We start from the raw sequence: 25,266 nt of genomic DNA, 5'->3' as shown, positions 1-25,266 counted from the left end.
TAGTTATGAGATTTTTAAAATATATAGCGATAATAGGTATAAGTTTAGGGCTCCACTCATGCGAAAGTTACCTGGATGTAGGTGTACCGAAAGATGAGGTGGCTGCCGGTTTAGCGTTTTCGGACGACAAAGCAGCGACAGCGTCCGTCACAGGCGTATATTCACGTATGAATCAGCTGAACTACCAGTTTGCCAATGTCCTCTCCATGGTGCTTCCCGCGATGGAGGCCGATGAGTTCGCTTATGCAGCTCAGTTTGCAGCCTACGACGAGTTTAAGGCCAATGCTGTACTTCCTTCCAACCAGTTTCTGTCTACACTATGGACTCAGCCCTATGAGTATATCGCTCAGGCCAATATGTGTATTGAAGGACTGGAGATTGCGACATCCTTATCTCCAGAGGTAAAAAGCCAGCTCATTGGTGAAGCCAAATTTTTGCGCGCATTCTGTTACTTCTACTTGGTCAATAACTTTGGCGGAGTACCATTAGTTTTGAACTCCAATGTCGATGAAAATAATTTCAAAAACCGCTCATCCGAGGCAGAAGTATACACCACGATCATTGAAGATCTAAAAGATGCAAAGAGCAAACTCCTGGATGGTTATCCAAGTGGTGTTGCGGTAAATTCTGATGGGGAACGCATCCGTCCTAATAAAGGAGCAGCTACAGCACTCTTAGCCCGTGTTTACTTATATACCAAAAAATGGGATTTAGCCGAGATTGAATCTACCGAAGTCATCAATAATCCAATGTACAAACTCATGCCGACTACCGATATGAATAAAGTGTTTTTGAAAAATAGTGACGAAGCCATCTGGCAGATACAGGCCGTTAATGTATCCGGTGGGCGCAATACCTGGGAAGGGTTTTTAATTATACCCGCCAATATAGTTACAGGTACGCCATTGTTTCGCCTTATCCCCAATTATCTATATGATGCATTCGAGGCAGGCGATCAGCGCCATGAAAACTGGGTTGGCAAGATCACCACTACAGCAGGTGTGACACACAAATATCCATACAAATACAAGGCCCGTTTTGGTGTCACACCTACAGCCGAGTACACGATGGTGTTACGTTTAGGCGAGCAGTATCTGATACGTGCCGAGGCACGTTATAACCAGAAGAAATACAATTTAGCGCAGGATGATATCAACGATATACGCGAACGCTCGGGGTTGACAGCACTATCCCTTGGTAATGCCGATGCTGCTGTTCGCGAGGCTATAGAGCAAGAGCGCCGGGTAGAACTGTTTGCCGAATGGGGACACCGTTGGTATGATTTGCGGCGCTGGCCTAGTGTAGGCGGGGACGCAAACAAGACTAGAGCGGATGATATCCTTCCGGCGCTCAAGCCGACTTGGAAAACCAGCGCCATCTATTTACCGATACCATCGGATGCAGCAGCATTCAACCCTAATCTTTAAACAGATTACAGATAGAGTAGTCTTGCTATCTTCGGTATCGGCTAGATACCGAAGATAGCTTTTGTTCATTTGATACAAGACCAATATGTATAAGAAAATTTTACTATTGCTTTTCAGTATTTTTGTTGCTGTGTGGGGAGTTTATGCTGCTAAGGGCAAAACTATCGTTACTGGCAAGATCTTAGGATTCAAAGGCGGTGCGGTATCATTGAGTTATCAGGATTATGCATTGCTGAGCGAACAGGAAAAACTAGAAATAGAAGTAGATTCGAAGGGCGAATTCCGTTTTGAGGTCAATCTTTCCGGTCCATCCCGTGCCTTCTTGCTATTTGGTTCGACACCCACAGAAGAAAAATTTACACTGACCAAAGGGGACGGCAAAGATACTACGATCATTACTACGACCAATCGGCCTGAGATGATCTACCTATACCTCGTACCCGAAAATAAGCAACATATAGAAGTGACTGCTGGAAGTGTTTCCTCGACATTACAGATCACGGGTAAAAACAGTACAGATAGCCGTTACCTAAACGAGGAAGATTGGAAGTTTAATCAATACAAAGACAAGCATCTTAAGAATTACTTTGGCTACGTGCAGTATGATGCCAAACAATATTTAGCCTATGTAGAGAAGCGAAGAGCAGAGCGGACTGCGTTCTTAACACAGTTCATTAAGGAGCATAAGATGGCCAAACATCTAAAACACGTGAGCACATGGGCAATATATACAGATGCCATCAGCGCCAGACTTTTATACCCATCAATGCGGAGTAGTTATCGCGAGGATGGTTATCAGGCGGATAGGGATTATTATAATTTCCTTACCGAAATTGATATTGACCCTACAAGGATAGACAAGGGGATTGCGTATTTTTACTTCTTAGATTTCTATCTAAAAGAATCTTATAAGTTATCAGGAGGGGATCAAGACTTTTTTGAATTTGTAGCCACTAAGATTTCAGGCAGGTCTCTGTACGAATATTATGCTTTTTCCTTACGGACCAATTTCAAGCGAAAGCTTTATGATAAGTTTGCAGCATCTTCGCCTTATCCGGATATTGCCAAAAAAGTAAGAATTAAGTACGCTTCTATGGAAGGGATGTTGGAGGGCAATTTGGCCCCTTTAGTAAATTTACAGGATACAGCGGGCACTAGATTTACATTTGAGGACTGGAGAGGAAAATACATATATATAGACTTATGGGCCACTTGGTGCGGACCTTGTATTGCGGAGATACCACATCTAAAAGCTCTCGAACATGACTATCAAGGTAAAAATATCCTATTTGTCAGTGTGTCAATGGATCGAGATAAAGATAAGCAGAAATGGGTAGACTTCGTACGCGAAGAGAATTTAAGTGGAATACAGGTTTGGCTAGATGCAGAAAACAACAAGCAGATTACAGAAGCTTTTAATATTTTACAGATTCCTCGTTTTGTCCTTCTGGACGACGAAGGCAGGATTATTGACCCCAATGCACCCCGTCCATCCGATGCGCGGATCCGAATGATACTAGATAAGTTACGATGATAACTATAAAAAAACACCTGAAGCGGGGAGCTTCAGGTGTTTTAACTAACCAATTATTAACCTAAATTATGAATACTAAGTTGATAGCAAAATGTGTGCCAGTTCTATGTCTGCATAGTAAGTTAATATAGAACTCATAAGGACATTGCATTCTGCTAAGAAAATCCAGATCGACTCTGATATTATATTTTTTCTGGTCTTCGTGGCTTTTTCAAAGCCCTCATTCCAGATTGCACTATATTTCAGTTTTTAGCTTATTGTATCAAAACTATTTTAAAAGAAGAAAAGAGGATTGATAGAGGTAAACTTGGACTTATAGGCTATTCATTTGGTGGATACGCTACAAACTTTATTATTACTCAAATATGTATTTTTAAGACAGCAGTAAGTGGATTCGGATCTGGTGATATTATAAATTCTTACTTTTCTTATAATGAAATCTTTACTTCACCAAACTATTTTCTTTTTGAAAATGGACAATTTAATTTAGGATCGTTTAAAGAGAATAAAGAACTTTTTCTTTTAAACTCTCCCATTTTATTTGCTCACCAAATTAAAACACCTCTACTAGGTTTTGCAGGAAAAGAAGACAGAAATGTTGAATGGAAATTACAACAAGAGTTTTTTATTGCCTTATTACGTTTCAGAAAACCACATATTTCATTTTTTACAAAGATGGAGCTCATGGCTTTTCAAAGAAGGAAAATCAGGTAGATATTACAAAAAGAACAATGAAATGGTTCGATTGTTTTCTAAAAAATAAAGATACAAAAGAAACTCACTGGGTAAAATACAATACTATCTTCGATCCGGAAAGGATGATAGGGAATTAACTAATTTAAAATGATATAGACGTGATATAGTCAATAATCAGCCGTTCCAAATTCACTTCGGGACGGCTTTATGGTATTCATACCTTTATCCTTGTTTCAAAAAAGATACAGATGAGACTATTAGCGAATACGACACATTTTGTATAAGTTTATGGCCGATTAACTGATTTAAGAATTTTTCGGCCTATATGATATGCACAATACTACGTACCACACAGACGAAGAGACTCTGCTAAACCATCTGGCTAGCGGTCGGCATACCGCATTCGAGTATATCTATAAAGAGTTTCAGCCGGCATTGGTATTTTTTGCAGGCAATCTGCTAAAGTCGGACGACATTATGCTGGCCGAAGAGCTGGTTCAAGACAGCTTTCTTAAGTTGTATCAGCGGCATGACAATTTCAAAACCTTCAATTCGTTAAAGGCCTTCCTTTATATCTGCACACGCAATGCCTGTTACAATCATTTAGAACAACAAAAGGTAAGGCAGCGGCATATGCAGGACTATGTATACGAATACATAGATACCCAGCAGAGCATTATTCTAGAGATGATGCATACAGAGACCGTACGGGAGCTGCTGCAGGCTATAAATACTTTACCCCCACAGTGCAAGGCCGTTGTTGATTTGCTCATCCACGAAGACAAGTCCTATGCCGAAATTTCCGAAATATTAGGGGTTACGGTGAGCACCGTCAAAAACCAAAGAGCACGAGCTATTTCTCTGCTAAAAGGTAAGATTTCAGGCGTAGGTATTGCACTTCTTTTACTTTCTATCTAAAAAAAACAAAATTTCTTTAGACGCTTATTGCATTTTCCGGTTTCTATATAAATGTCCCGAGCAAATATGGAAAAACAGGAATTCGAAAATAGCTATTATATCACCGGATTGATCCGAAAGAAAATCCAGAAACAGTCACTATCTCCGCAAGAGGAGGCAGAGCTGGATACGTGGAGAAAGCAGAACGCGCAGAACAATGCCTTTTACGAAAAGATGCAGGATGAATTGTATCTCGCGCAGTCGGTCAATCGATATTTAGCAACCAATACCGAGCAGCGCTGGGAAGAATTTCAAATCCAGCATATGCAACCTAAGAGACGTGATTTATCCTTTCAATGGATATCGGTAGCAGCAGCGATCCTGTTAGTAATAGGAATAAGTTTTGTGATCTATTTTTATCAGCAAGCCCTTTTACCACTTTCCGATACAACCGTACAGAGCGTAATAAAGGATAGTCTACCACAGCCTGGAGGCAATAGAGCCACCCTGACTTGGTCCGATGGCAATAGTATAGCACTTAGCGAAGGGCATGATGGTATCATCGCGGGCGAACATCTGGCTTACGAGGATGGATCCGTTCTTTCACAGGTCAAAACCGATTATGCCACATTAGTCACTCCAAAAGGAGGCGAGTACCGCATTACCTTGCCCGATGGCACTCAGGTATGGGTCAATGCTGCGTCCTCACTTACCTATCCCACTCGATTCGATGGAGACGAACGCAAAGTTAAGCTTAGTGGAGAGGCCTATTTTCAAGTGGCACACAACAAAGAAAAGCCTTTTATTGTAGAGACAGATCACCAGCGTCTTAAAGTGCTAGGTACCGTATTCAATGTCAATGCCTATGCCGATGAGAAGCAAACTAGTACGACCTTATTGGAAGGCAAAGTTGCTGTTCGGGCACTAGACGACCAAGATAACAGCATCGTTTTGCGACCCGGAGAGCAGAGCCAATTGGTAGGAGGGAAGCTCCATGTCAGCCCTATAGACGTGCAGGAAGCAGTAGCTTGGCGACAAGGCAAATTTGTTTTTAACAGTACAGACATCTATACCGTCATGCGACAGATCGCGAGATGGTATGATACCGATATAGTGTATCAGGGCGACCTGTCCAATGTCCTGTTTAGCGGATCGGTATCCCGTTTTTCAGATATAGAGAGCGTGGTCAAAAGCTTGGAGCTGACGCGTGAGATAAAACTAACTATAGAAGGAAGGAGGATTATCGTGCGGAAGAGATAAAGGTATAAGGTGTGTGTGTTTGCCCGAGAGACAAAGAGCCGGAGGTGTTGGAAGCACCGCCGGCCGTGTCAGGCAAAACCTACAAATAGTTTCGACGTATTAATATTTTTTTAACCTAACAAATCAAATATATGGATAATAATCATTATGCGGTACGCATGATGCAACCGACCAATGAAAATTTTAAATATTGGATAATGCGGATACAATTGATCGCACTGTTTATCATGTTACTCGTGGCACAGCTCAGTGCCGAGTCCACTTACGGCCAGCATGTCACCATACAGGCAAGACAACAGTCCCTAGAGCTTGTACTTCGGGAAATAAAAAAACAAACTGGCTACGACCTGTTATACAACCCCTTGGTTGTTTCTAAAAATGCCCAGCCTGTTACTTTGATTAGCAATAGTCGTGTCCTTAGTCATGTTCTTGATGATATATTCCAACATCAGAATCGTTTGGAGTACATATTCAATAATAATATGATAGTCGTTCGACTAAAAGCAGAATCGCCTCCGGCTCCTGGTATCGACCATAATCAGCAACGCATCATCGTCGGCCGCGTGACCAACGAAAAAGGAGAGCCTCTAGCTGGTGCCTCGATATATGTGCTAGATGCAAACAAGCGACGTACATCCAAGCAGACCAACAGTGATAACAATGGTCTTTTCGAACTCAAAGATGTGGATGAAGGCCATCTTCTTGTAATAACCTTTCTCGGCTACCGGTCCGTACAGCGAATCGCTACAGCGCAAATGAGAGTTATCGCATTACAACCCATCCAAGAAGATGTAGACGAAGTCATGGTCAATGCCGGATATTACACCGTAAAAGACCGGGAGCGTACGGGGAGTATCGCTCGTGTTACAGCCAAAGACATCGAAATCCAACCTGTTATCAATCCTCTGCAGGCTCTACAAGGCAGGGTGCCCGGTGTAAATATTACCAACTTAACCGGTGTACCAGGTGGAGGAATGGATATTGAAATCAGAGGACAGAACTTTATGGGGAATAAATTTTCTGGAAGGAACAATCCCTTTTACGTGATCGATGGGGTCCCATATCTATCCGATGCTCTGGGCATGAATAATGGTGGTCTTTCGGCAGAGATTTTATCTAACAATATAAGTCCATTAAACGCCATCAATCCGAATGATATCGAAAGTATCGAAGTGTTGAAAGATGCAGATGCTACGGCTATCTACGGCTCACGTGGTGCTAATGGGGTAGTCCTCATTACCACCAAGAAAGGTCTTCAATCTAAAACTAACTTTACATTTTCCACTTCCACGAGTTTGAGCCAAGTGCCCAAGTTCTTGGAGATGATGAATACGGAGCAATATCTCAAAATGCGGGATGAAGCTTATATTAATGGTAATAGGCCCGTACCAGCCAATGCGTATGATATCAATGGGGCTTGGGATAGAAATAGATATACCAATTGGCAAAAAGAGTTAATCGGAAATACCGCTACTAACCAGAACTATTCATTGGGCGTACGGGGAGGGAATGAATATTCTAATTTTAACCTCAACTATACGCTTAGCGACAATACCACGGTATTCCCGACCGATAAGGGCTATAAAAGAAATGCGGCGCAGCTGAGTTATAATTACAAAAGCAGGGATCAAAAACTGAACTTCAATTCTTCTACCACCTATTCGACGCAAAGCAATAATCTGCCTACGGCAGACCAGACTAAAGAGGCGCTTACTTTAGCACCAAATGCGCCCGCTCTGTATCATGCAGATGGCAGCTTAAATTGGGAAAATAGTACTTGGATTAATCCTCTGGCTTGGCTAAAGGGCTATTATTCAAATAAAACTTCAACGATTGTATTAAATGCCAATGTGTCGTACGAGCTTTATAAGGGCTTGTTCGCCAAAGTAAATGCAGGCCATACAAACAATCAATTCGAAGAAAGGCAGATTATGCCGCATACCATTTGGAATCCAGCTTTTAATGCGACTAGTGAATACTCTGAATCTAAACTATCTACCCAAAACCACAATAGTTTTATCATTGAACCCCAATTAAACTATAGCCTATCTAAGGGCAAACAGGCGATTAATGCGCTTGTCGGCTTCTCCTATCAACAGTCAGATAGTGAAGCGCAATACGTACAAGCTAAAAATTTCTCTTCAAACGTTTTTATTAAAAATATTGGAGCTGCAAAAGAAATAACCTTATTTCCCAATGTAGAGAGTCAATACAAATATGCATCCGTGTTTTCAAGGATCAATTACACATATGATGCTAAGTACATTGTCAATCTAACGGCACGACGGGATGGATCGAGTCGATTTGGAGATGATAATAAGTTTGGGAATTTTGGAGCACTGGGCGTAGCCTGGATTTTTTCAAAAGAAGATTTTGCCTCGCGTATTCCCGGGTTATCCTTTGGCAAGCTCAGAAGCAGTTACGGTATTACCGGGTCTGACAATATTGGCAATTATGCTTATATAGATACCTATACCATGGTCGCAGGTTTATATAATGAATTACCAATATTAAAGCCAACCGCACTTTTTAACCCCAAATACAAATGGGAAAATACCAGGAAATTTGAAATAGCTACAGAGTTGAGTTTCCTTAAGGATCGTCTGAGTACTACGATAGCCTATTATAACAATAGGTCTTCCGATCAGCTGGTCGGGATTACTTTGCCGACGACCACTGGTTTTTCATCAATATCGGGCAATTCTCCGGCTGTAGTAGAAAACCAAGGCTGGGAGTTTTCTGTGTCTAATCAAAACATTAAGAGCAAAGACTTTTCTTGGAGCAGCAATTTTAACCTCTCTTTTCCTAAAAACAAACTGATTGCTTATCCCGGTTTGGAAGAAGGAACAGAAAGCAGTTCTTATATCATTGGCTATCCCCTAAATTTCGTCAAACTGTATCAATACGAAGGCTTAGATCCGCAAACAGGAGATTTTCTATTCAAAGATTACAGTGGCGATGGGAATATACGCTCAGAGGACAGGCAGTATATAGCCAGCCTTGCACCTAAGTTTTTAGGAGGTTTGCAAAATACCGTATCCTACAAAAATTTCAGTCTCGATTTTTTATTTTACTTCATAAAAAAAGACAACTACAATCTGAATAGGTACTACAGTCCACCTGGAGCCAACTTAATCAACCTCCCCGCAGTAATGGGTAATTACCATTCCGCAGATAACCCCAATGCAGCCTATATGCCTGCTCAAATTGGAAACCCTAATCATAATAGCCTTTTTGGTCCCTTTAAAGAAAGTACTGCAGCTGTTTCCGATGCCTCTTATATCAGACTGCAGAATGCCGCATTTTCCTATTCGCTGAAAATACCCAAACTGAAGGTCGAGTCACTAAAGTTGTCACTACAGGGACAGAACCTTTGGACGATCACTTCTTTTCAGGGCATGGACCCTGAGTTTGTGGTATTTGGTAATTTACCTCCCCTTCGGATTATTTCATTTGGCGCTCAATTGACCTTTTAATATTCAAGACATGATAAATATAAAACTACGATACAAGGCATTCCTCTTCTCTTTATTATCGGGCTTCTTATTGCTGGCTGTTTCTTGTAGCAAGCTACTAGAGGTCAATATACCCAATGATAAGATAGAAGCTCCCACCGTATATCAGGATGCCGCGACTATTAAAGCCGCATTAAATTCTCTTTACTTAGATCTTTCCCTTGCCTCTATTTTGGGTAAAGGGAACAACGGGACGAGTTTTAATTTAAGCCTTTTTACCGATGAGCTGGAGTTTTTTGGAACAACTACCGCTCCGCAGGATATGTTTGAAAATACGATAACAGATATTCATTCTTATACAACATCATGGTGGAATGGTACATACCAAAATATCTATGCAATTAATGCTTTTATAGAAGGAGTTTCCGGATCTTCTGTTTTGGATGCAAAACTCAAAGACCAATTTTTAGGCGAAGCCTATACGCTGAGGGCCCTGTATTACCATTATCTGAGCATACTCTACGGCGATGTGCCACATACCGTTTCTACAGACTATGTGATTAATAAAACCCTGAAAAAGCTTCCTTATCAAGAGCTGTTATTAAAGATAGAGGACGACCTGAATGATGCTGTCGCGTTACTGGATTACGACTATAGGGATCCAAACAAGTTTTATATCAACAAATCAGTCGCGTTGGTGTTGCTATTGGAAAACTATATAGCGCAGCATAAATATGATAAAGCAGAAGCTGTAGCGCAGACAATTTTGGATCAGCAGCTCTATCATATGGAGGAGGATGCTTCCAGAACGTTTAAAAAAGATGCTAGCAGCACGATCTGGCAGATTGCACCAAGATTTGCAACAAACGTAACAAACGAAGCTTCGCTATACCTATTTTCCAATTTTACACTTAGTAGTTCCGTAATTAGTACACATCTATTTAATTTATTCGAGAATCAGGATAAGCGGAAGCAAGCATGGCTCCAGGAGTTTCATTCAGGGGATCAGGTGTATTATCAGGTCTATAAATACAAAAACCAATCCAATAACACCGACGAGTTTTCTATTTTTTATAGGATTGAGCAGGTGTATCTCCAATTGGCCTACGCGCTGTTTATGCAAGAAAAGAAAAACATGGCTATAGGTACACTCAATATCCTTCGACAACAAAGAGGCTTGGACGCCCTGCCAGAAACATTGGGAGACGAGGAGTTCGTCAGTCAGTATCTGGCAGAGAGCAGTAGGGAGTTTTTTACGGAGAACGGTAGACGTTTTATAGATCTCAAGAACACTGGTAGGTTAGAAGATTTGAAACACGTGAAGCCCAATTTTAGGTCCTACCATAATCTCATGCCTATTCCGTACCGGCAGATCGAAATTAATAAAAATTTATTGCCCAATAATTCTGGATATTAATTTCTTCAACTAAACGATAATGAGTAGATAAATATTACAGGTTCTTATTACATAGTGATTTCTATATTTCTTTTGTGACTATTTCAATACAAAAGAACAGCTGCGCTCCTATTTTAAGCACAAAAGGTCCCAATTCGCCTATAGCGATAGCACATATTGAATTTTGATGGGCTCAAGTGAATTAATATACTATATGAATGAAAAATAAAATATATCTATTAAAAATTAAATTTCTGTTTATGACCTGCCTTATTGTAGGTTGTAAGCAAAAAGAGGATATAAACTGGCACCATCTGGATTTAGCAGAAGATGGAGTTTTTGGAGTGAGTACAAATAAAGCTTACAAAGAATTATTGAAAGGAAAAGAGGGAGAGGCAGTCATTGTAGCTGTCATGGATTCAGGATTTGATGTCGACCATAAAAGTTTAAAATCCAAGTTTTGGACAAATAAAAGAGAAATTAAAAATAATGGTATTGACGATGACAATAATGGCTTTATTGATGATATAAATGGGTGGAATTTTACGGGATCCGTGGAAGGGTCAGGAATAAAATACTTTAGTAAATCAGCCTTAGCAAGTTTGGTTCAGATGGGGCAAACTAAATTTGGAGAAAAGAAGTTTGTAGACGTTCCAATTTCGGAGCGAGAGGAGTTTCTGGAATTTCAAAAGCGTAGCCGAAAACTGATAAATTACGTCGAGTCAACCAAAACGAATCTTACCCAAGTTAAATACAGAAAGCAGGCATTAGATCGGATAATCGAAAGTATAGGTAAAGAAAATCCAACCTTAAAAGACTTTGTAAACTACAAGCCAAGCAATGATAGAGAAAATCAAGCTCGTTCAAAGATGATTTCCTTATTGAGAAGCAAAACTTTTAAAGAATCCTATCAAGAAGACTTCGTGGAAGAATTAATTTCGCTTCGCAATTCACTCGATTACTGGTACAATGTGGATTATCTTCCTTTTACAGTAGCAAATTCTAGCAGTAGCAACTCGAGTGCACTTGGGAATAATCTGATCAAGGGCTTGTTTGATCCATCTTATGGTGAGAGTTCAACCCATGGTACTCATGTTGCTGGAATTATTGCAGCCGAACATAACCCCGAAAATGGAGTCAGGGGAATAGCAGAAAACGTTCAAATCATGGGATTGCTTCCTCTTGCTGCAGATCCTTTAGAACAAGAACATGCTATTGCAAAGTCAATTCGATATGCAGTCGATCATGGAGCGAAAATTATTAACATGAGTTTTGGAGAATCATATACAATAGATCAAACCCTAATTGAAGAAGCGATGAAATATGCCGCCGACCATGATGTTCTATTGGTCCATGCATCGGGAAATCATGGAGTGAATTTAGATACTCTGGTTATTTATCCACGGCCTTATAATAAAGGCGTTCGGAATGCAGACAATTGGATCAATGTTGGCGCCTCTGATAAAAGCAATGACGAATACCTAAAAGCATCTTTTTCTAATTTCAGCAAGGAGCAAGTCGATGTTTTTGCTCCCGGCGTTCGTATCAATTCTACGATTCCGGGATCTGAATACAAACGTCATGATGGAACCAGCATGGCTGCGCCAATTGTATCGGGTATAGCCGCATTGATTCGTTCATATTATCCAACATTAACTGCTGTTCAAGTCAAAGAGATTATAATGAAATCGGTTGTAAAAGCCGATCAATTAAAAGACCGATGCATAAGCGGAGGGGTAGTGAACGCTTATAATGCATTGAAACTAGCAGATACCTATTCTAAAAAATAATAAATATATAAAAAATTATTATGAGTACACCAATCATTTCGGTGCATGGACTTTCCCACAAGTATTCCAGTACTTGGGCCATAAGGGATATTAGTTTCGAAATCGATAAAACTGGAATCCTAGGACTATTAGGTTCCAATGGAGCAGGAAAATCCACCACCATGAACATCATGTGTGGGGTATTGAATCAAACCGAAGGCGATGTTTATATTAACGGTATCGACCTTAAAAAAAATCCTGAAGAAGCAAAAAAACAAATTGGTTTCCTGCCGCAGCAGGCACCTTTGTATAAGGATTTGACGGTAGATGAGTATCTATTGCATTGCGCTTATCTACGACAATTGGATAAAAAACAAGTAGGTCTTCACGTTGATGAAGCCAAAGAACGTTGTGGGTTAGGTCATTTTAGCAATCGTTTGATCAAGAATTTATCAGGTGGATACCAGCAGCGTGTCGGCATTGCTCAAGCCATTATCCATAAACCGAAACTGGTCGTTTTAGACGAACCAACCAATGGTTTAGATCCCAATCAGATTATTGAAGTTAGAGCCTTGATTAAAGAAATAGCCGAAGAGCGGGCGGTGATCTTTTCGACTCATATCTTGTCCGAGGTTCAGGTGCTTTGCAAAGACATCCGAATGATCGAACAAGGCAAGATGGTTTTTGCAGACACGATGGATGCCTTCAACAATTACATCGCTCCTCATAGTGTACGGGTAGAAATGAATCGTCCACCCAGTCAAGAAGAGCTTCTTAAAATAGAAGGAATTACCAAAGTAGATTTCTTGACGGAAAGGAGCTTAAGGATAAGTTTCGATGGTGATCGCGATATCACCGATCGAATCATTAAAGCCAGTGTACAATACGATTGGCATTTGCGTGAGATTACCTTCGACAAAGGTTCGCTCGATGAAATCTTTGCACAGTTGTCCAATAACATCAAATCCAATTAAGAATTAGCCTGAAAAATAGATAAACATGAAAACAATATTACGAATTGCGCGCGTAGAACTCAGTTCCTTATTTTATTCTCCTATCGCTTGGTTTCTGCTGATTCTTTTCCTCATACAATGCGCCTTAGTGTATACTGGAAAATTGGAATCCCAAGTTAACGGACAAGAACTGGGAAGGGACATCCAAAACCTAACTTTCGACATCTTTGCAAATCCACAACAAAGGGGTTTGTTTATTATCGATGTTTTGAAGAATCTTTATCTTTACATCCCCTTAATAACCATGGGCTTGATCAGTCGAGAAACGCACTCGGGAACGATTAAGCTACTGTTTTCCTCACCAGTTAAACTGTCTAGTATTGTTCTAGGCAAATATGGCGCCATGCTTGTTTTTAATCTGTGTATGATTTTGATGCTGGGCATAATAGTTACTTTTGCATTTTTCCAAATTGAAAGTCTGGACCTGGGAATGATTTTTAGCGGTTTGTTTGGAATCTATTTGTTACTAAGTGCCTATGCTGCGATCGGTCTATTCATGTCCTGCCTCAGTACCTATCAAGTGGTAGCCGCTATAGCGACTTTCTCCATTTTGGCGCTATTGAATTTTGTAGGTACCTTATGGCAAGATGTAGACTTTGTAAGAGATCTGACCGATTACCTATCCATTTCTGGGCGTACCGAATCTATGATCATGGGGTTAATGACTACACGTGATGTATTGTATTATCTCCTCATTACCGCTATGTTTTTATCCTTTGCTTGGTTGAAGCTTCAGGGGCAGCGTAAATCATCGACTTTGCTCCAATCTATTTCGAAAAACAGCTTAGTGCTGCTTCTAGTATTGGTTATTGGCCATTTTACCTCTAAACCCGGCTATATAGGTTATTGGGATACGACGCGAACCCAAATGAATACTTTAAGTGTCGGAGCACAACAAACGTTAAAAGAAATTGGAGATGAGCCTTTAGAGGTGACTACCTATGTTAATTTATTGGACCAAACCTATATCTTTAGTACCCCTAAATCAATAAATGCAGGTAAAAAGCGTTGGGAGCGGTACCTCAGGTTCAAACCCAATATCAAATTGGATTACGTATATTATTACGATAGTGTGCGTACTCGTGATTTGCATTCTAATAACCCCGGGATGAATTTAGATGAAATTGCTCAGAAATACGCAAAGTCCTATAAAATAAATTTAGATCGCTTTAAAAAACCAGAAGAAATTCGGAAGATTATTGATCTGTATCCCGAAAAGAACCGTGTGGTGATGCATTTGAAGTTAAACGGAAAAGAGACGTTCTTAAGAACATTTAATGACACGCAGTTTTGGCCATCCGAAACCGAAACAGCTGCTGCCTTAAAACGTTTAACTGTTGATTTGCCTAGAATCGCCTTTTTACAAGGGGAAGGAGAGCGTAGCATTGATAAGATGGGCGATCGTCATTATAAATTAATTACAAGTGAAATCAATGTACGAGCAGCATTGATTAATCAAGGATTTGATCCCGAAAGTCTAACGTTAAAAGGAGGAGAAAGCATCCCAGAAGGAATAACCGCCTTAGTTATTGCGGATCCTCGTTCTGAGTTTGAACCCGAAGTACTGGATAAAATTCAACAGTACATTGATGAAGGAGGGAACCTGCTTTTGGCAGGAGAACCTGGTAAGCAATCTGTTTTAAAACCTATTCTCGATCGTTTAGGAGTGCAAATGATGGATGGAATTCTGGTCCAAGAAGATAAAAATTTCTCGCCCGATGAAGTGAAATCCTTAATAACATCGCTCGGAGCCAGTTTTGGTCGATATGTGACACGTTTGATGAATTTAAAGGAAAAAATCAGTACACGCGGAGTGGCTGGCCTCACCTATTCCAATGATAGTGATTTTTTAATCCAGCCCTTACTCGTCACCGATGCTGAAGTCAGTTGGAATAAAGTTGGAAAACTGGTGTTAGATTCCACAGATATTGTATACAATCCAGAAGCAGGTGATGAAAAAAAGTCTCATCCTACAGCCTTGGCGCTGACGCGCGATGTCAATGGTAAAGAACAACGGATCCTTGTTACTGGCGATGCTGACTTTTTGAGCAACATAGAACAGGGAAGATCCTATCCCAAAACTGGGAATGCCGAGTTTTATCAAGGATTTTTGGGTTGGTTCAGCTACGGACAATTTCCTATTGAACCTACCTGGCCAGATCCGATCGATAACTCATTCCATTTAACAGGAGATGGAGTTTCTGTGGTCAAATGGATCATGCTCGGCCTGATCCCGGGACTTTTATTACTCATGGGGTCCGTGTTACTCATCCGCCGTAAACGTAAATAGATATCAACGTAATTTAAATAAGATGCATTACTTTCAAACGGATCAACAAACGTTAAACGATTTGAATATCTTCGGCAAACCTGGTTCCGAATCCATCTTCAGCCTATTCGATCGTACCCAGACTAGAGGGGGAGCCAAGCAGCTTGAAGCATACTTTCGCTACCCGTTGGCTGATCCCGAAAAGATCAATCAGCGAATTTCGATCCTTAAGAATTACCATCAACAACAGATCAGTTTCCCGTTCAAACGGGAACTGTTTGATGTGATAGAACAATACTTAGAAAATACGGATGAACGTTCCAAGCTACCTACCAAAGAAGTCTCGGTCAGCGAGAAGCTCAAAGGGCTAGTCGCGATTGATCCCCATGAAAAGAATATCCAGAGTGGGGTATCAGCCATTCGCGAGCTCCTGATGGAGTTACATGCCTTTTTTAAAGCAGGAAGCAACAATCCTGTTGAAATCACATCCATCGAAAAGCTACTAAATGATCCCTCGGTGAAACCATATATCCAAGAGCAAGGAAATAAAGTCAAAACTTTGTCCTACAAAGAGCTCTCCGATGCCGATGTTTTATTTCGTTTTCAAAGGCAAGATTCATTAAAAGCCGTCTTGCATACCATCTATCAGATCGATGTCTACATTTCTATTGCAAAAGTTGCCCAAGAGCGAGGATTCAGCTATCCCGTTGCAATCGACGGCAGTAAACAAGAAGTTTATTTTGATCAAGTTTACCACCCGCAGGTCAAAAATGCCAAGGCCAATACCTTAACAATCGATCCCCAAGGGAATATTATTTTCCTCACAGGAGCCAATATGGCAGGCAAATCTACCCTGATGAAATCGATCGGTATAGCGATGTACTTAGCCCATATGGGGTTTCCAGTAGCTGCCATGCACATGAGTTTCGCCGTACGTGAAGGTATTTATACCAGCATCAATTTGCCCGATAACCTGAACAAAGGCATCAGTCATTTTTATGCCGAAGTCTTGCGCATCAAAAAAGTATCCCAAGAACTCGGACAAAACAAAAACCTGTTCATTATTATCGACGAACTCTTCCGAGGCACAAATGTTAAGGATGCTTATGAGGCGACCGTCGCCATAACTTCCGCCTTTGCTTCCAAACGGAATTGCATGTTTATTGTTTCCACCCATATCATGGAAGCCGGAGATACGTTGAAGAAGAAATGCAAGAACATCAAGTTCGTCTATTTACCAACGAGAATGGAGGGCCATAAACCTGTATATACCTATACGCTAGAGGAAGGTATCACCGAAGACCGTCACGGCATGATCATCGTCAACAACGAGGGTATCATCGATCTTTTGAAGAGAAGCCAACCCCTAAAAACGAATACAGTCCAGCACATACAAACATGAAATTTATAGCCGATAAACAAAGTTTAGAAGACTTAAATCTTTTAGGAAAATACAAGAGCAATTCCATCTATAGTCTGTTCAATCAAACCAAAACTACGGGAGGGGAGAAGCTCTTGGAAAAGTGGTTTCTGAACCCATTAATGGATTCTCAAAAGATCAATGAAAGAACTCAATTGCTCAAACATTTGCAAGACCAAGACCTTCAGTTTCCCTGTACTGGCAAAGATATGGAAGCCGCTGAATACTACTTGAGAGAAGGGAGAGCCGGAAACTATCTTACCAGCAGCCTACGGCTATTTCAAAAAAAGATAAGCAATAGTTTATTCCGATCCGAAGAGTACAATGATCTCTTATTGGGGCTACAATCGTTGATCAAGCTTTTACAAGCGAGCGCAAACTTCATCGAAGAAATCAATTTCAATATTGAACATCCCTTTCAAGGAAAAATTCAAAAAGCTAAAGGTTTTTTTCAAAAACAACAAATAAGAAAGATACTAGAAGAAGTAAGGGAAACCAAGAGTATTGAAGTTAAGGCAGGTAAACTGTGGGAACCCCAATTTAGTAAACTGACCCAATACCACTATACACTAACGTACAGTTTACAAGAAGAACTCCATGTGCTCCTCCAAACACTATACGAATTGGATCTTTACATCGCTGTAGCAAACGTAGCAAGAGACCGGAATATGTACTATGCCACTGCATTACCTGCAAACCATAGGGTACTACAAGCCAGTGGACTTCGTCATCCGGCCCTAGAAAAGGCCAAATCCAATAACATTCACTTACATCAAGAAGAAAATGTTCTTTTCCTGACTGGTGCTAACATGGCTGGAAAATCAACTTGGATGAAAACCATTGGAACGAGCATGTATCTCGCACACCTTGGTATGCCCATAGCAGCCGAAAGTTTCGAATTTTCCATCATGGAAGGCATCTACTCCAGCATCAACGTACCTGATGACCTCAACCAGGGCTACAGTCATTTCTATGCTGAAGTCTTACGTGTCAAGGAAGTCGCTCAGCAGGTCAGTGAAGGCAAAAACCTGTTGGTCTTATTCGACGAACTCTTCAAAGGCACCAATGTCAAAGACGCCTATGATGCGACTCTAGCCGTCACGGATGCTTTCGCCGCCTATACCAATTGTCTTTTTGTGATCTCCACGCATATTATTGAAGTCGGGGAAGCCTTAGGTAAACAATCCGATAATATCCAATTCCGCTACTTGCCTACGGTTATGGAAGGCAGTGTACCCCGATATACCTATCAACTCACCGAAGGAATTACCACCGATAGACAGGGAATGATGATTATTGAAAATGAAGGAATACTAGAAATTATTCAAAGAACCAATAAAATTAAAGAACAGTAACAAATTAATAAAATGAGTATTAGATTGAAGTATTTATTATTAGCATTGCTATTTTTAAGTGGATATAGTTATGCTCAAAAACCCATTGTAACAGGTCATATTGACGGGTTAGTTGCGGATACGATTAACTTCTCCTACCCCCCTCCTCCTAGTGAATTCAAGGGCTATTTTATGCAAGATAAAGTTCCAGTTAAGGACGGTACGTTTACATGGTCATTGAATGAAATCCCTGAACCACATCAGCTTTTTATTAAGTTTCCAAATGGTGAGATTTATGAATTATATCTTGAGAACAGCGCAATTCATATGGAAGGGAATATTAATGCTATTGCTGATTTAAAAGTAACAGGATCTCAAATTCATGATGATCATGTTAAATATAAGCAGTTGGTTAGTGATTTAGTCCAGGAGAGAATTGCAATAATAAAAAATGCAAAAAACTCAAGTGGCCAAGAGAAAGCGGAGGCGAAAGTTAAACTTACTGATCTTGAAAATCAAGAAGCAGAAAGAGCAAAAGTTTTTATAAATGAAAATCCTAAGAGCTATTATAGTATGATGGTATTAGGACGGATACATAAAACAATTGATGGTAATGAGTATAAAAGTCTTTATGATCTACTTGATCCTAATCTTGTTCAATCGAGTAGTATTGGGAAATCTCTTACTGAACATTTGGGTCTTTTACAGAATGGCGAGACAGGGAAACCTAAGACAGCAGAAATTGGCGATCAAATATTAGACTTTACTATAAACGATTTAGAAAATAAGCCGGTTAAGATTTCGGACTTCCGTGGGCAATATGTATTAATCGATTTTTGGGCTAGCTGGTGTGCTCCTTGTCGAGCTGACAATCCAAATGTATTACGAGCTTATCATCAGTTTAAGGATAAAGGCTTTACTGTAGTCGGTGTTTCTCTTGATCTAGACTTAGAAAGTTGGAAAAAAGCAGTAAAGGATGATAAACTGCCTTGGACACAATTGTCTGATCTAAAGGGATTCGGTAATGAAGTGGCAAAATACTACGGAATTCAATCTATACCAACTACTTTTCTAATTGACCCGGAGGGCAAAATAATTGCGAAAAATCTACGGGGACAAGCGTTATTTGAAAAATTGGCTGAGATTCTTGATTAAGTTGAATTCTCGGAGGTTTAGCGTTTTCTTTTAGTTGAAGCAAAATATATTAAAAAAATAATGATGACATTTAAAATTAAATTTCTGCTTGTTACTTTGGGATTATATCTGGTAATCCCAAATGGAAGATTATATAGTCAAAAAATACCAACTGAACAAAAAACTCAACAGGAAGCCCAGCTCCCTTTTGATAAAGAGGTAATTGTAGGCAAGCTTCCCAACGGATTCACCTACTACATCCGGAAAAACGTAGAGCCGGCTAATCGCGCTGTTTTCTACTTGGTCAACAAAGTAGGCTCCATTCTGGAGGAAGAAAACGAGCTCGGTCTGGCCCACTTTTTGGAGCACATGGCCTTTAACGGTACCAAGCATTACCCTAAAAACGAACTCGTCAGCTACCTGCAAAAGATGGGCGTGAAATTTGGAGCCGACCTCAACGCCTATACCGGGTTCGACGAAACCGTTTACCAATTACCCATTCCTTCCGATAAGCCGGAGAATATCAGCAGCGCTATACAGATCATGCGCGACTGGGCTCAGGACATCGCTATGGAAGAGGATGAGATCGAAGCCGAACGCGGCGTCATCTTAGAAGAAAAGCGGCTTAGGAAAGGAGTGCAAGACCGTGTCCAGAACCTGACACTACCGATCCTATTAAACCACTCCCGTTATGCTAAACGATTTCCTATCGGTACGGAAGAGGTTCTGACCACGTTCAAGCCTGAAGTAATTCAAGGTTTCTATGAAAAATGGTACCGTCCCGACCTGCAGGCGCTGATCGTTGTAGGTGACATCGATGTCCAAGACATCGAGCAACAGATAAAAGCCAAGTTCAGTGATCTGGTTGCCCCTAAGGAGGCTCCCGAACGCAGCACGTATACGGTGTCGTTAACTGATAAAAACAGCTTTACGGAGATTACAGACCCTGAAATTGGTGGTACCTCCCTACAACTAGTCATCAAACAACCCGGTACTGAATTTAAAACCGAAACCGATATTCGGAACTACTTGGTCACTACGCTCTTCAATAGTATGCTGAATGCCAGAATTACCGAAGTTGGCAAACAAGAGAACCCACCTTTCATGAACGGACAAGCTGGATTTGGAAACCTGATGGCAGGACTGAGCGCCATTAACCTCGTCGTTGCTACCAAGCCTAATGAACTTGAAAAAGGCTTTAAGGCCGTCCTGACCGAAGTGGAGCGCGTTCGACAAAGCGGATTCACTCAGACCGAAATGGACCGGATCAAGCAAAGCTTTATCAATGAACAAGATCATTCTTATGGAGAACGCTACAAAACCCAATCGGCAACCTATGCCAAAGAATATGTACAAGTCTTCCTGAAAGACAAGGCCAGTCCCGGAATCGACTATTTGTACAATTACTATAAAAAGAACATCAGCAACATAAGTCTAGAAGAAGTCAATGCCTTGATCTCAAAATTCGACTTCAGTGTGAATCGTGATATTTTTATTGTCGCGCCCGAAAGAGAAAAAGACAATCTTCCCAAAGAAGACACTGTACTGGCCTGGATCAGCGATATTCAACAAGAAAACTTAACGACCTACGAAGACGGCGATTATAGTGGTTCGATGGTCGAGAATCTCCCAGTAGCAGGAAAGGTTATCAAGGAAACGATACGAAAAGAGGTGGGCATCACGGAGTGGCAGTTGAGCAACGGGGTAAAAGTCATCTTGAAACCTACGGACTTCAAACACGACCAGATTATTTTTAGTTCTTATAGCCCCGGTGGCACCTCCCTATACCCGGATAGCGACTTTCATTCTGCCATTAATGCCCCCAGCATCGTAGCAGGAAGTGGAATCGGAAAATACGACTCAAAGACACTGCCCAAAGTACTTTCGGGCAAGCTTAGCAAAGTAACCCCATATATCAGCGATCGCTATGAAGGCATCAACGGTATTTCGAGTATCAAAGACTTGGAAACCACTATGCAGCTCATCTACCTGTATTTCACAGAATCCAGATTGGATGACGCCGTCATCAAAGGCGCACTTGGTAATGCCAAAAGCAGCATCCTGAATCGATACAATAATCCAGAAAACGTTTTTGCTGATACGGTCCAAGCGATTATGGGAAATTATCACTACCGCAATCTGCCGCCAAGCTTGGAAAAGATCAATCAAATCAATCCGGAGCGATCCCTGGAGATTTTCAAGGACCGTTTTGCCGATGCTTCAGACTTTACCTTCGTGTTTACCGGAAGCTTGAATGTGGACTCATTGAAGCCGCTGATCGAACAATACCTGGGGGCACTTCCATCAATAAACCGCAAAGAACAGGGTAAAGACCTCGGTATCCGTATCCCCGAAGGACAGATTGAAAAAACAATCTACAAAGGCAAAGAGCATAAAGCAAATGTACGATTGGTGCTGAGCGGAAAGTACAAATACAATGAAGCCAACCACTGGAACATGAAAGCGCTGCAGGAAATCCTGAATATAAAACTCATCGAACGGCTTAGAGAGAAAGAAGGTGGAGTATACACTTCGGGGGTAAACATCAAGTACGACAATTTTCCGAAACCGAATTATTTAGTCAGCATCTCGTTTGGCTGCGCACCAGAGAACGTAGATAAATTGATTCAAGCCACCAAAGATGAAATGGAGCAGTTGATCAAAAACGGACCTACCGCAGTCGATATCGAGAAATTCAAAGCGGAGGAGAGCCGAGCGATTGAATTGGCGATAAAATCCAATGAATATTGGCACGGAAATCTGGTAAAACGCTATCAGAACAATGAAAACCCAGCCGAGATCCTGAAAAATATGAAACATGTGAAAAACATAACCGTCAAAAGTGTTCAGAAAGTAGCCAAAGACTATTTGAATACCAACAATGTGATTCAATTTGTTTTACTTCCAGAGGAGCTTGAAAAATAGAGCCCGCAAGGATCATTGATAGTTTTGCTAAGTAGGAGGCTGCCTCATTTTGTGCTGAGGCAGCCCCCTTACAAAGCATGTTCCTTCTACGACATCCACCGCATTATCTGGCAACAATGTTTTTTCAGCAGTTTCCGATGTCGTGCTGAATTTGGAGAAATGCTGTAATCGGGAATTTGCGGAGTTACGCATCTCCGCATTGGGAGTATCATTATGATCAGATTCATAAAAACCCCTACAAGGAGATAAGTGCGGTGTCTAAAGGTGGACTGTATGAATTTACATTGGATTCAATTCCTAAACTAACTAGGATTTATCTTTGGAGAAAGGGAGGAGAACTTTTTGGAAACCCCGTAATGGCCTTATTGGATGGTTATTTACTCAATCCTGGTGATTCAATCAAAATCCAAAGTTACCGCAAGAAAGGATGGGTTAATAGCGGCAACTTAATGACAAATGGGGAGCGTATAATTAATGACGCTGTGGAGCTTCGGTTTTGGGGCAAAGGAGCAGAGAAATTTATTGCTAAATGGACGATTGATAGTTTATGGGGGGAAAAGCATGCATATAGTAATATTCCCTTTGTAAGACAATATAAAGCACCCTATTATGGAGATGATCTATTTGGATCTCCTGATGCAGAATCTTGGTATCTTCATAAAAACAAGTTCCGAATGAACGTACTGCGTGATGCTTTGCAACTATACAGACCCTATCTTACGGACGATGTATATTATCAATTGTATGCCGACTATGTGGGCGGTTTTTATGAAGCATTGAATTATCCTTTTCGGTTTTCTTTATATCACCCGGAAAGAAAGGAAATTTGGGAACAAACTAGGGATAGCTTCCTCGATCATTATGCTGGACTGGAAGGAGCAGATATACCTATAAAATACCTGCGTAATTCACCAGAATACCAGACATATGTCAGCTACTGGTTAGATAATTTATATTCTGTGGAGCATAGTGAAAACGGGATTTACACGAATAAGTATCAATTGATCAGGGATAAAGCTCCTGTAGGGCTACGTGAAGCACTATTAACGGAGGAAGTACTGAAGGTCTATGGCAAGAGAGAAAATCCACCAATCCTTGAGGATGCCTTGCGTATTATTAAAGACCCCTATCTTTTGCTACAACTAGAGGGGTTTGATGACTTGGCTATAGGGAAGCCCGCCGCAACGTTTGAACTCTTTGATAAAGACGGTAAAACCGTTGCTTCCGATCGTTTTAAAGGGAAGGTGGTGTTTATGGATTTCTATTTTCCAGCCTGCAATAACTGCCACAACTATATCGAACAAACGGTCAAACCGGTTTATGAAAGATATAAAAATGATGATCGGATAGTCTTTGTTACGGTAGCCGCCGAAGATAGAAAAGCTTATTTGAAGGGTTTGGAATGGGCAGCGCTGCATGGTAATAATGCGTATGATTTATATACAGGGGCTCTTACCTTTAAGCATCCATTGATTCAGCATTATAGAATAAAGGCTTATCCAAACCCGATGATTATCGGCAAAGACGGGAATATTTTTGCCAGGTCGGACAGAGATATGCGCAGTCAGCAAGGACTGATAGCTGCAATCGAAGAAGCTATAGCGCAGAATTAACGCATAAACTTTCCGAATATATTGAAAACTCTAGACAGAGCCAATAGTATAACATAAATTAGAACCGTTCCGAATTTACTTTCGGACGGCTTTTCGGTATCCGTGGGATTCTGTTTATGTGTTCGCAAGATCTAAAGATTCAGACCGTTTGGATACAACACTCAACATAGAGGCGTCTTATATACGATCACTAATTAAATCTGATCGTAATAGCAGCCTTAGACGAGAGTGTCATGTATATCGATAACAGTTTGTTGGGATAAAAGCCAGCAGATCCGTTGCGTTAAGTATTCATTCATTTTGTTAACGCTTTTCAGATTGACATGCTCCGTGTTTTTTATATTCCTGATAGGACAATGGTGCCATCAGGAATATAAAAAACAAACTATCCGTTATTACAGTTGATACCCGATTCCAAAAGAAAACGTCCTGTTTGATAATTTTTTATCGGAGTTATCACTAGGTGATAGATTGCTTAAACCTAAGCCATAACCCGCATTCAGTAAAAAACCGTTATTCAGCTTATAGCCTCCAAGGAAATTTAACCCTGCATCGATAAGATTCATATCTCTTTTACTCCCCGTGAATTTTAAATTTTTATCACCATCAGTTACCCAATTACCAATATTTCCTTGCGCCTTTTGTTTTCCACTGACATTAAAACCTATATAAGGACCTGCCCCCAGAAAAAAAGAACCAAATGCACCGGTAGGAATGTAGTAAATTGCATTGACAGGAATTTCTATAGACATGGTACTCCACGTGACACTACCATCTAAATTGTTTTTATCGAATTTGTATTTATCCCCTTTCCCTTGTAATGATATTCCCGGTTGTATTGCCGTATTTTTCGCTATCGTAACTTCAGCGTATCCTGTAATGTGAAAAGATACATTGTTTACCTGATTGTCTTTGAATGCAGCTTCGGAATAGCTCGATTTTCCAATATTTACCCCTCCTTTAATCCCATAATTTACTTGACCTAAAGCAATGGTGCCAATGGTACATAGTACAAGCGTCGTTAATGTTTTTCTTTTCATATTTAGTTTTTCCAGCTAAGTTAAGTTATTTCATTTGCTTATTTTATTATTGACATAATATATTATAGATTGGTATACACGTTT

At 40.6% G+C, this 25,266-nt stretch carries 16 protein-coding genes; 15 read left to right on the top strand and 1 reads right to left on the bottom strand.

Translation table 11 applies throughout. The features are described 5' to 3' along the window. Nucleotides 1-5 precede the first annotated feature (5 nt). The 15 genes from JKG61_RS05765 (at nt 6) to JKG61_RS05695 (ending at nt 24,142) form a co-directional block, all read left to right on the top strand. Nucleotides 6-1,427, top strand: a complete 1,422-nt coding sequence (locus JKG61_RS05765) for a RagB/SusD family nutrient uptake outer membrane protein (RefSeq protein ID WP_202102033.1) — start codon at nt 6-8, stop codon at nt 1,425-1,427. Between the two features lie 85 nt (nt 1,428-1,512). Further along, complete coding sequence (locus tag JKG61_RS05760) at nt 1,513-2,961, top strand: TlpA family protein disulfide reductase (RefSeq protein ID WP_202102032.1); 1,449 nt, start codon at nt 1,513-1,515, stop codon at nt 2,959-2,961. Between the two features lie 186 nt (nt 2,962-3,147). Beyond that, complete coding sequence (locus tag JKG61_RS23270) at nt 3,148-3,675, top strand: alpha/beta hydrolase family protein (RefSeq protein WP_202102446.1); 528 nt, start codon at nt 3,148-3,150, stop codon at nt 3,673-3,675. Between the two features lie 312 nt (nt 3,676-3,987). Then, complete coding sequence (locus JKG61_RS05750; RefSeq protein ID WP_202102031.1) at nt 3,988-4,575, top strand: RNA polymerase sigma factor; 588 nt, start codon at nt 3,988-3,990, stop codon at nt 4,573-4,575. A gap of 66 nt (nt 4,576-4,641) precedes the next feature. After that, nucleotides 4,642-5,814: a FecR family protein gene (locus JKG61_RS05745; protein WP_202102030.1), complete on the top strand. Its 1,173-nt coding sequence runs from the start codon at nt 4,642-4,644 to the stop codon at nt 5,812-5,814. 131 nt (nt 5,815-5,945) lie between these two features. Continuing rightward, complete coding sequence (locus JKG61_RS05740) at nt 5,946-9,290, top strand: SusC/RagA family TonB-linked outer membrane protein (RefSeq protein ID WP_202102029.1); 3,345 nt, start codon at nt 5,946-5,948, stop codon at nt 9,288-9,290. A 10-nt stretch (nt 9,291-9,300) separates the two neighbouring features. Further along, nucleotides 9,301-10,686 carry a RagB/SusD family nutrient uptake outer membrane protein gene (locus tag JKG61_RS05735; protein WP_202102028.1) on the top strand — a complete coding sequence of 462 codons (1,386 nt, stop codon included), beginning with the start codon at nt 9,301-9,303 and terminating at the stop codon, nt 10,684-10,686. A gap of 239 nt (nt 10,687-10,925) precedes the next feature. Beyond that, the gene (locus JKG61_RS05730; RefSeq protein WP_202102027.1) at nt 10,926-12,455 is read left to right on the top strand and encodes a S8 family serine peptidase; all 1,530 of its coding nucleotides are present in this window, start codon (nt 10,926-10,928) and stop codon (nt 12,453-12,455) included. 20 nt (nt 12,456-12,475) lie between these two features. Further along, nucleotides 12,476-13,408, top strand: coding sequence for an ABC transporter ATP-binding protein (locus tag JKG61_RS05725; RefSeq protein WP_202102026.1), 933 nt, complete (start codon nt 12,476-12,478; stop codon nt 13,406-13,408). A gap of 25 nt (nt 13,409-13,433) precedes the next feature. Next, on the top strand, nt 13,434-15,737 hold the full coding sequence (locus JKG61_RS05720) for a Gldg family protein (RefSeq protein ID WP_202102025.1): 2,304 nt from the start codon (nt 13,434-13,436) through the stop codon (nt 15,735-15,737). A 22-nt stretch (nt 15,738-15,759) separates the two neighbouring features. Then, complete coding sequence (locus JKG61_RS05715; RefSeq protein ID WP_202102024.1) at nt 15,760-17,118, top strand: MutS-related protein; 1,359 nt, start codon at nt 15,760-15,762, stop codon at nt 17,116-17,118. Then, nucleotides 17,115-18,491 carry a MutS-related protein gene (locus JKG61_RS05710; protein ID WP_202102023.1) on the top strand — a complete coding sequence of 459 codons (1,377 nt, stop codon included), beginning with the start codon at nt 17,115-17,117 and terminating at the stop codon, nt 18,489-18,491. The genes JKG61_RS05715 and JKG61_RS05710 overlap by 4 nt, the downstream gene beginning before the upstream one ends. 24 nt (nt 18,492-18,515) lie before the next feature. Beyond that, nucleotides 18,516-19,625, top strand: coding sequence for a TlpA disulfide reductase family protein (locus JKG61_RS05705; RefSeq protein ID WP_237249389.1), 1,110 nt, complete (start codon nt 18,516-18,518; stop codon nt 19,623-19,625). 60 nt (nt 19,626-19,685) lie between these two features. Continuing rightward, nucleotides 19,686-22,529 carry a M16 family metallopeptidase gene (locus JKG61_RS05700; RefSeq protein WP_237249388.1) on the top strand — a complete coding sequence of 948 codons (2,844 nt, stop codon included), beginning with the start codon at nt 19,686-19,688 and terminating at the stop codon, nt 22,527-22,529. 176 nt (nt 22,530-22,705) lie between these two features. Continuing rightward, the gene (locus JKG61_RS05695; RefSeq protein ID WP_202102022.1) at nt 22,706-24,142 is read left to right on the top strand and encodes a TlpA family protein disulfide reductase; all 1,437 of its coding nucleotides are present in this window, start codon (nt 22,706-22,708) and stop codon (nt 24,140-24,142) included. A gap of 395 nt (nt 24,143-24,537) precedes the next feature. On the opposite strand, the gene JKG61_RS05690 is transcribed toward JKG61_RS05695, so the two are convergent. After that, the gene (locus JKG61_RS05690; RefSeq protein ID WP_202102021.1) at nt 24,538-25,182 is read right to left on the bottom strand and encodes a porin family protein; all 645 of its coding nucleotides are present in this window, start codon (nt 25,180-25,182) and stop codon (nt 24,538-24,540) included. Nucleotides 25,183-25,266 lie beyond the last annotated feature (84 nt).

The organism is Sphingobacterium faecale, assembly GCF_016746095.1.
In the GTDB taxonomy this organism is placed as follows: Bacteria; Bacteroidota; Bacteroidia; order Sphingobacteriales; family Sphingobacteriaceae; genus Sphingobacterium; species Sphingobacterium faecale.
Note: the sequence above shows the minus strand (reverse complement) of the source record. Positions and strands in the feature narration are given on the sequence as shown.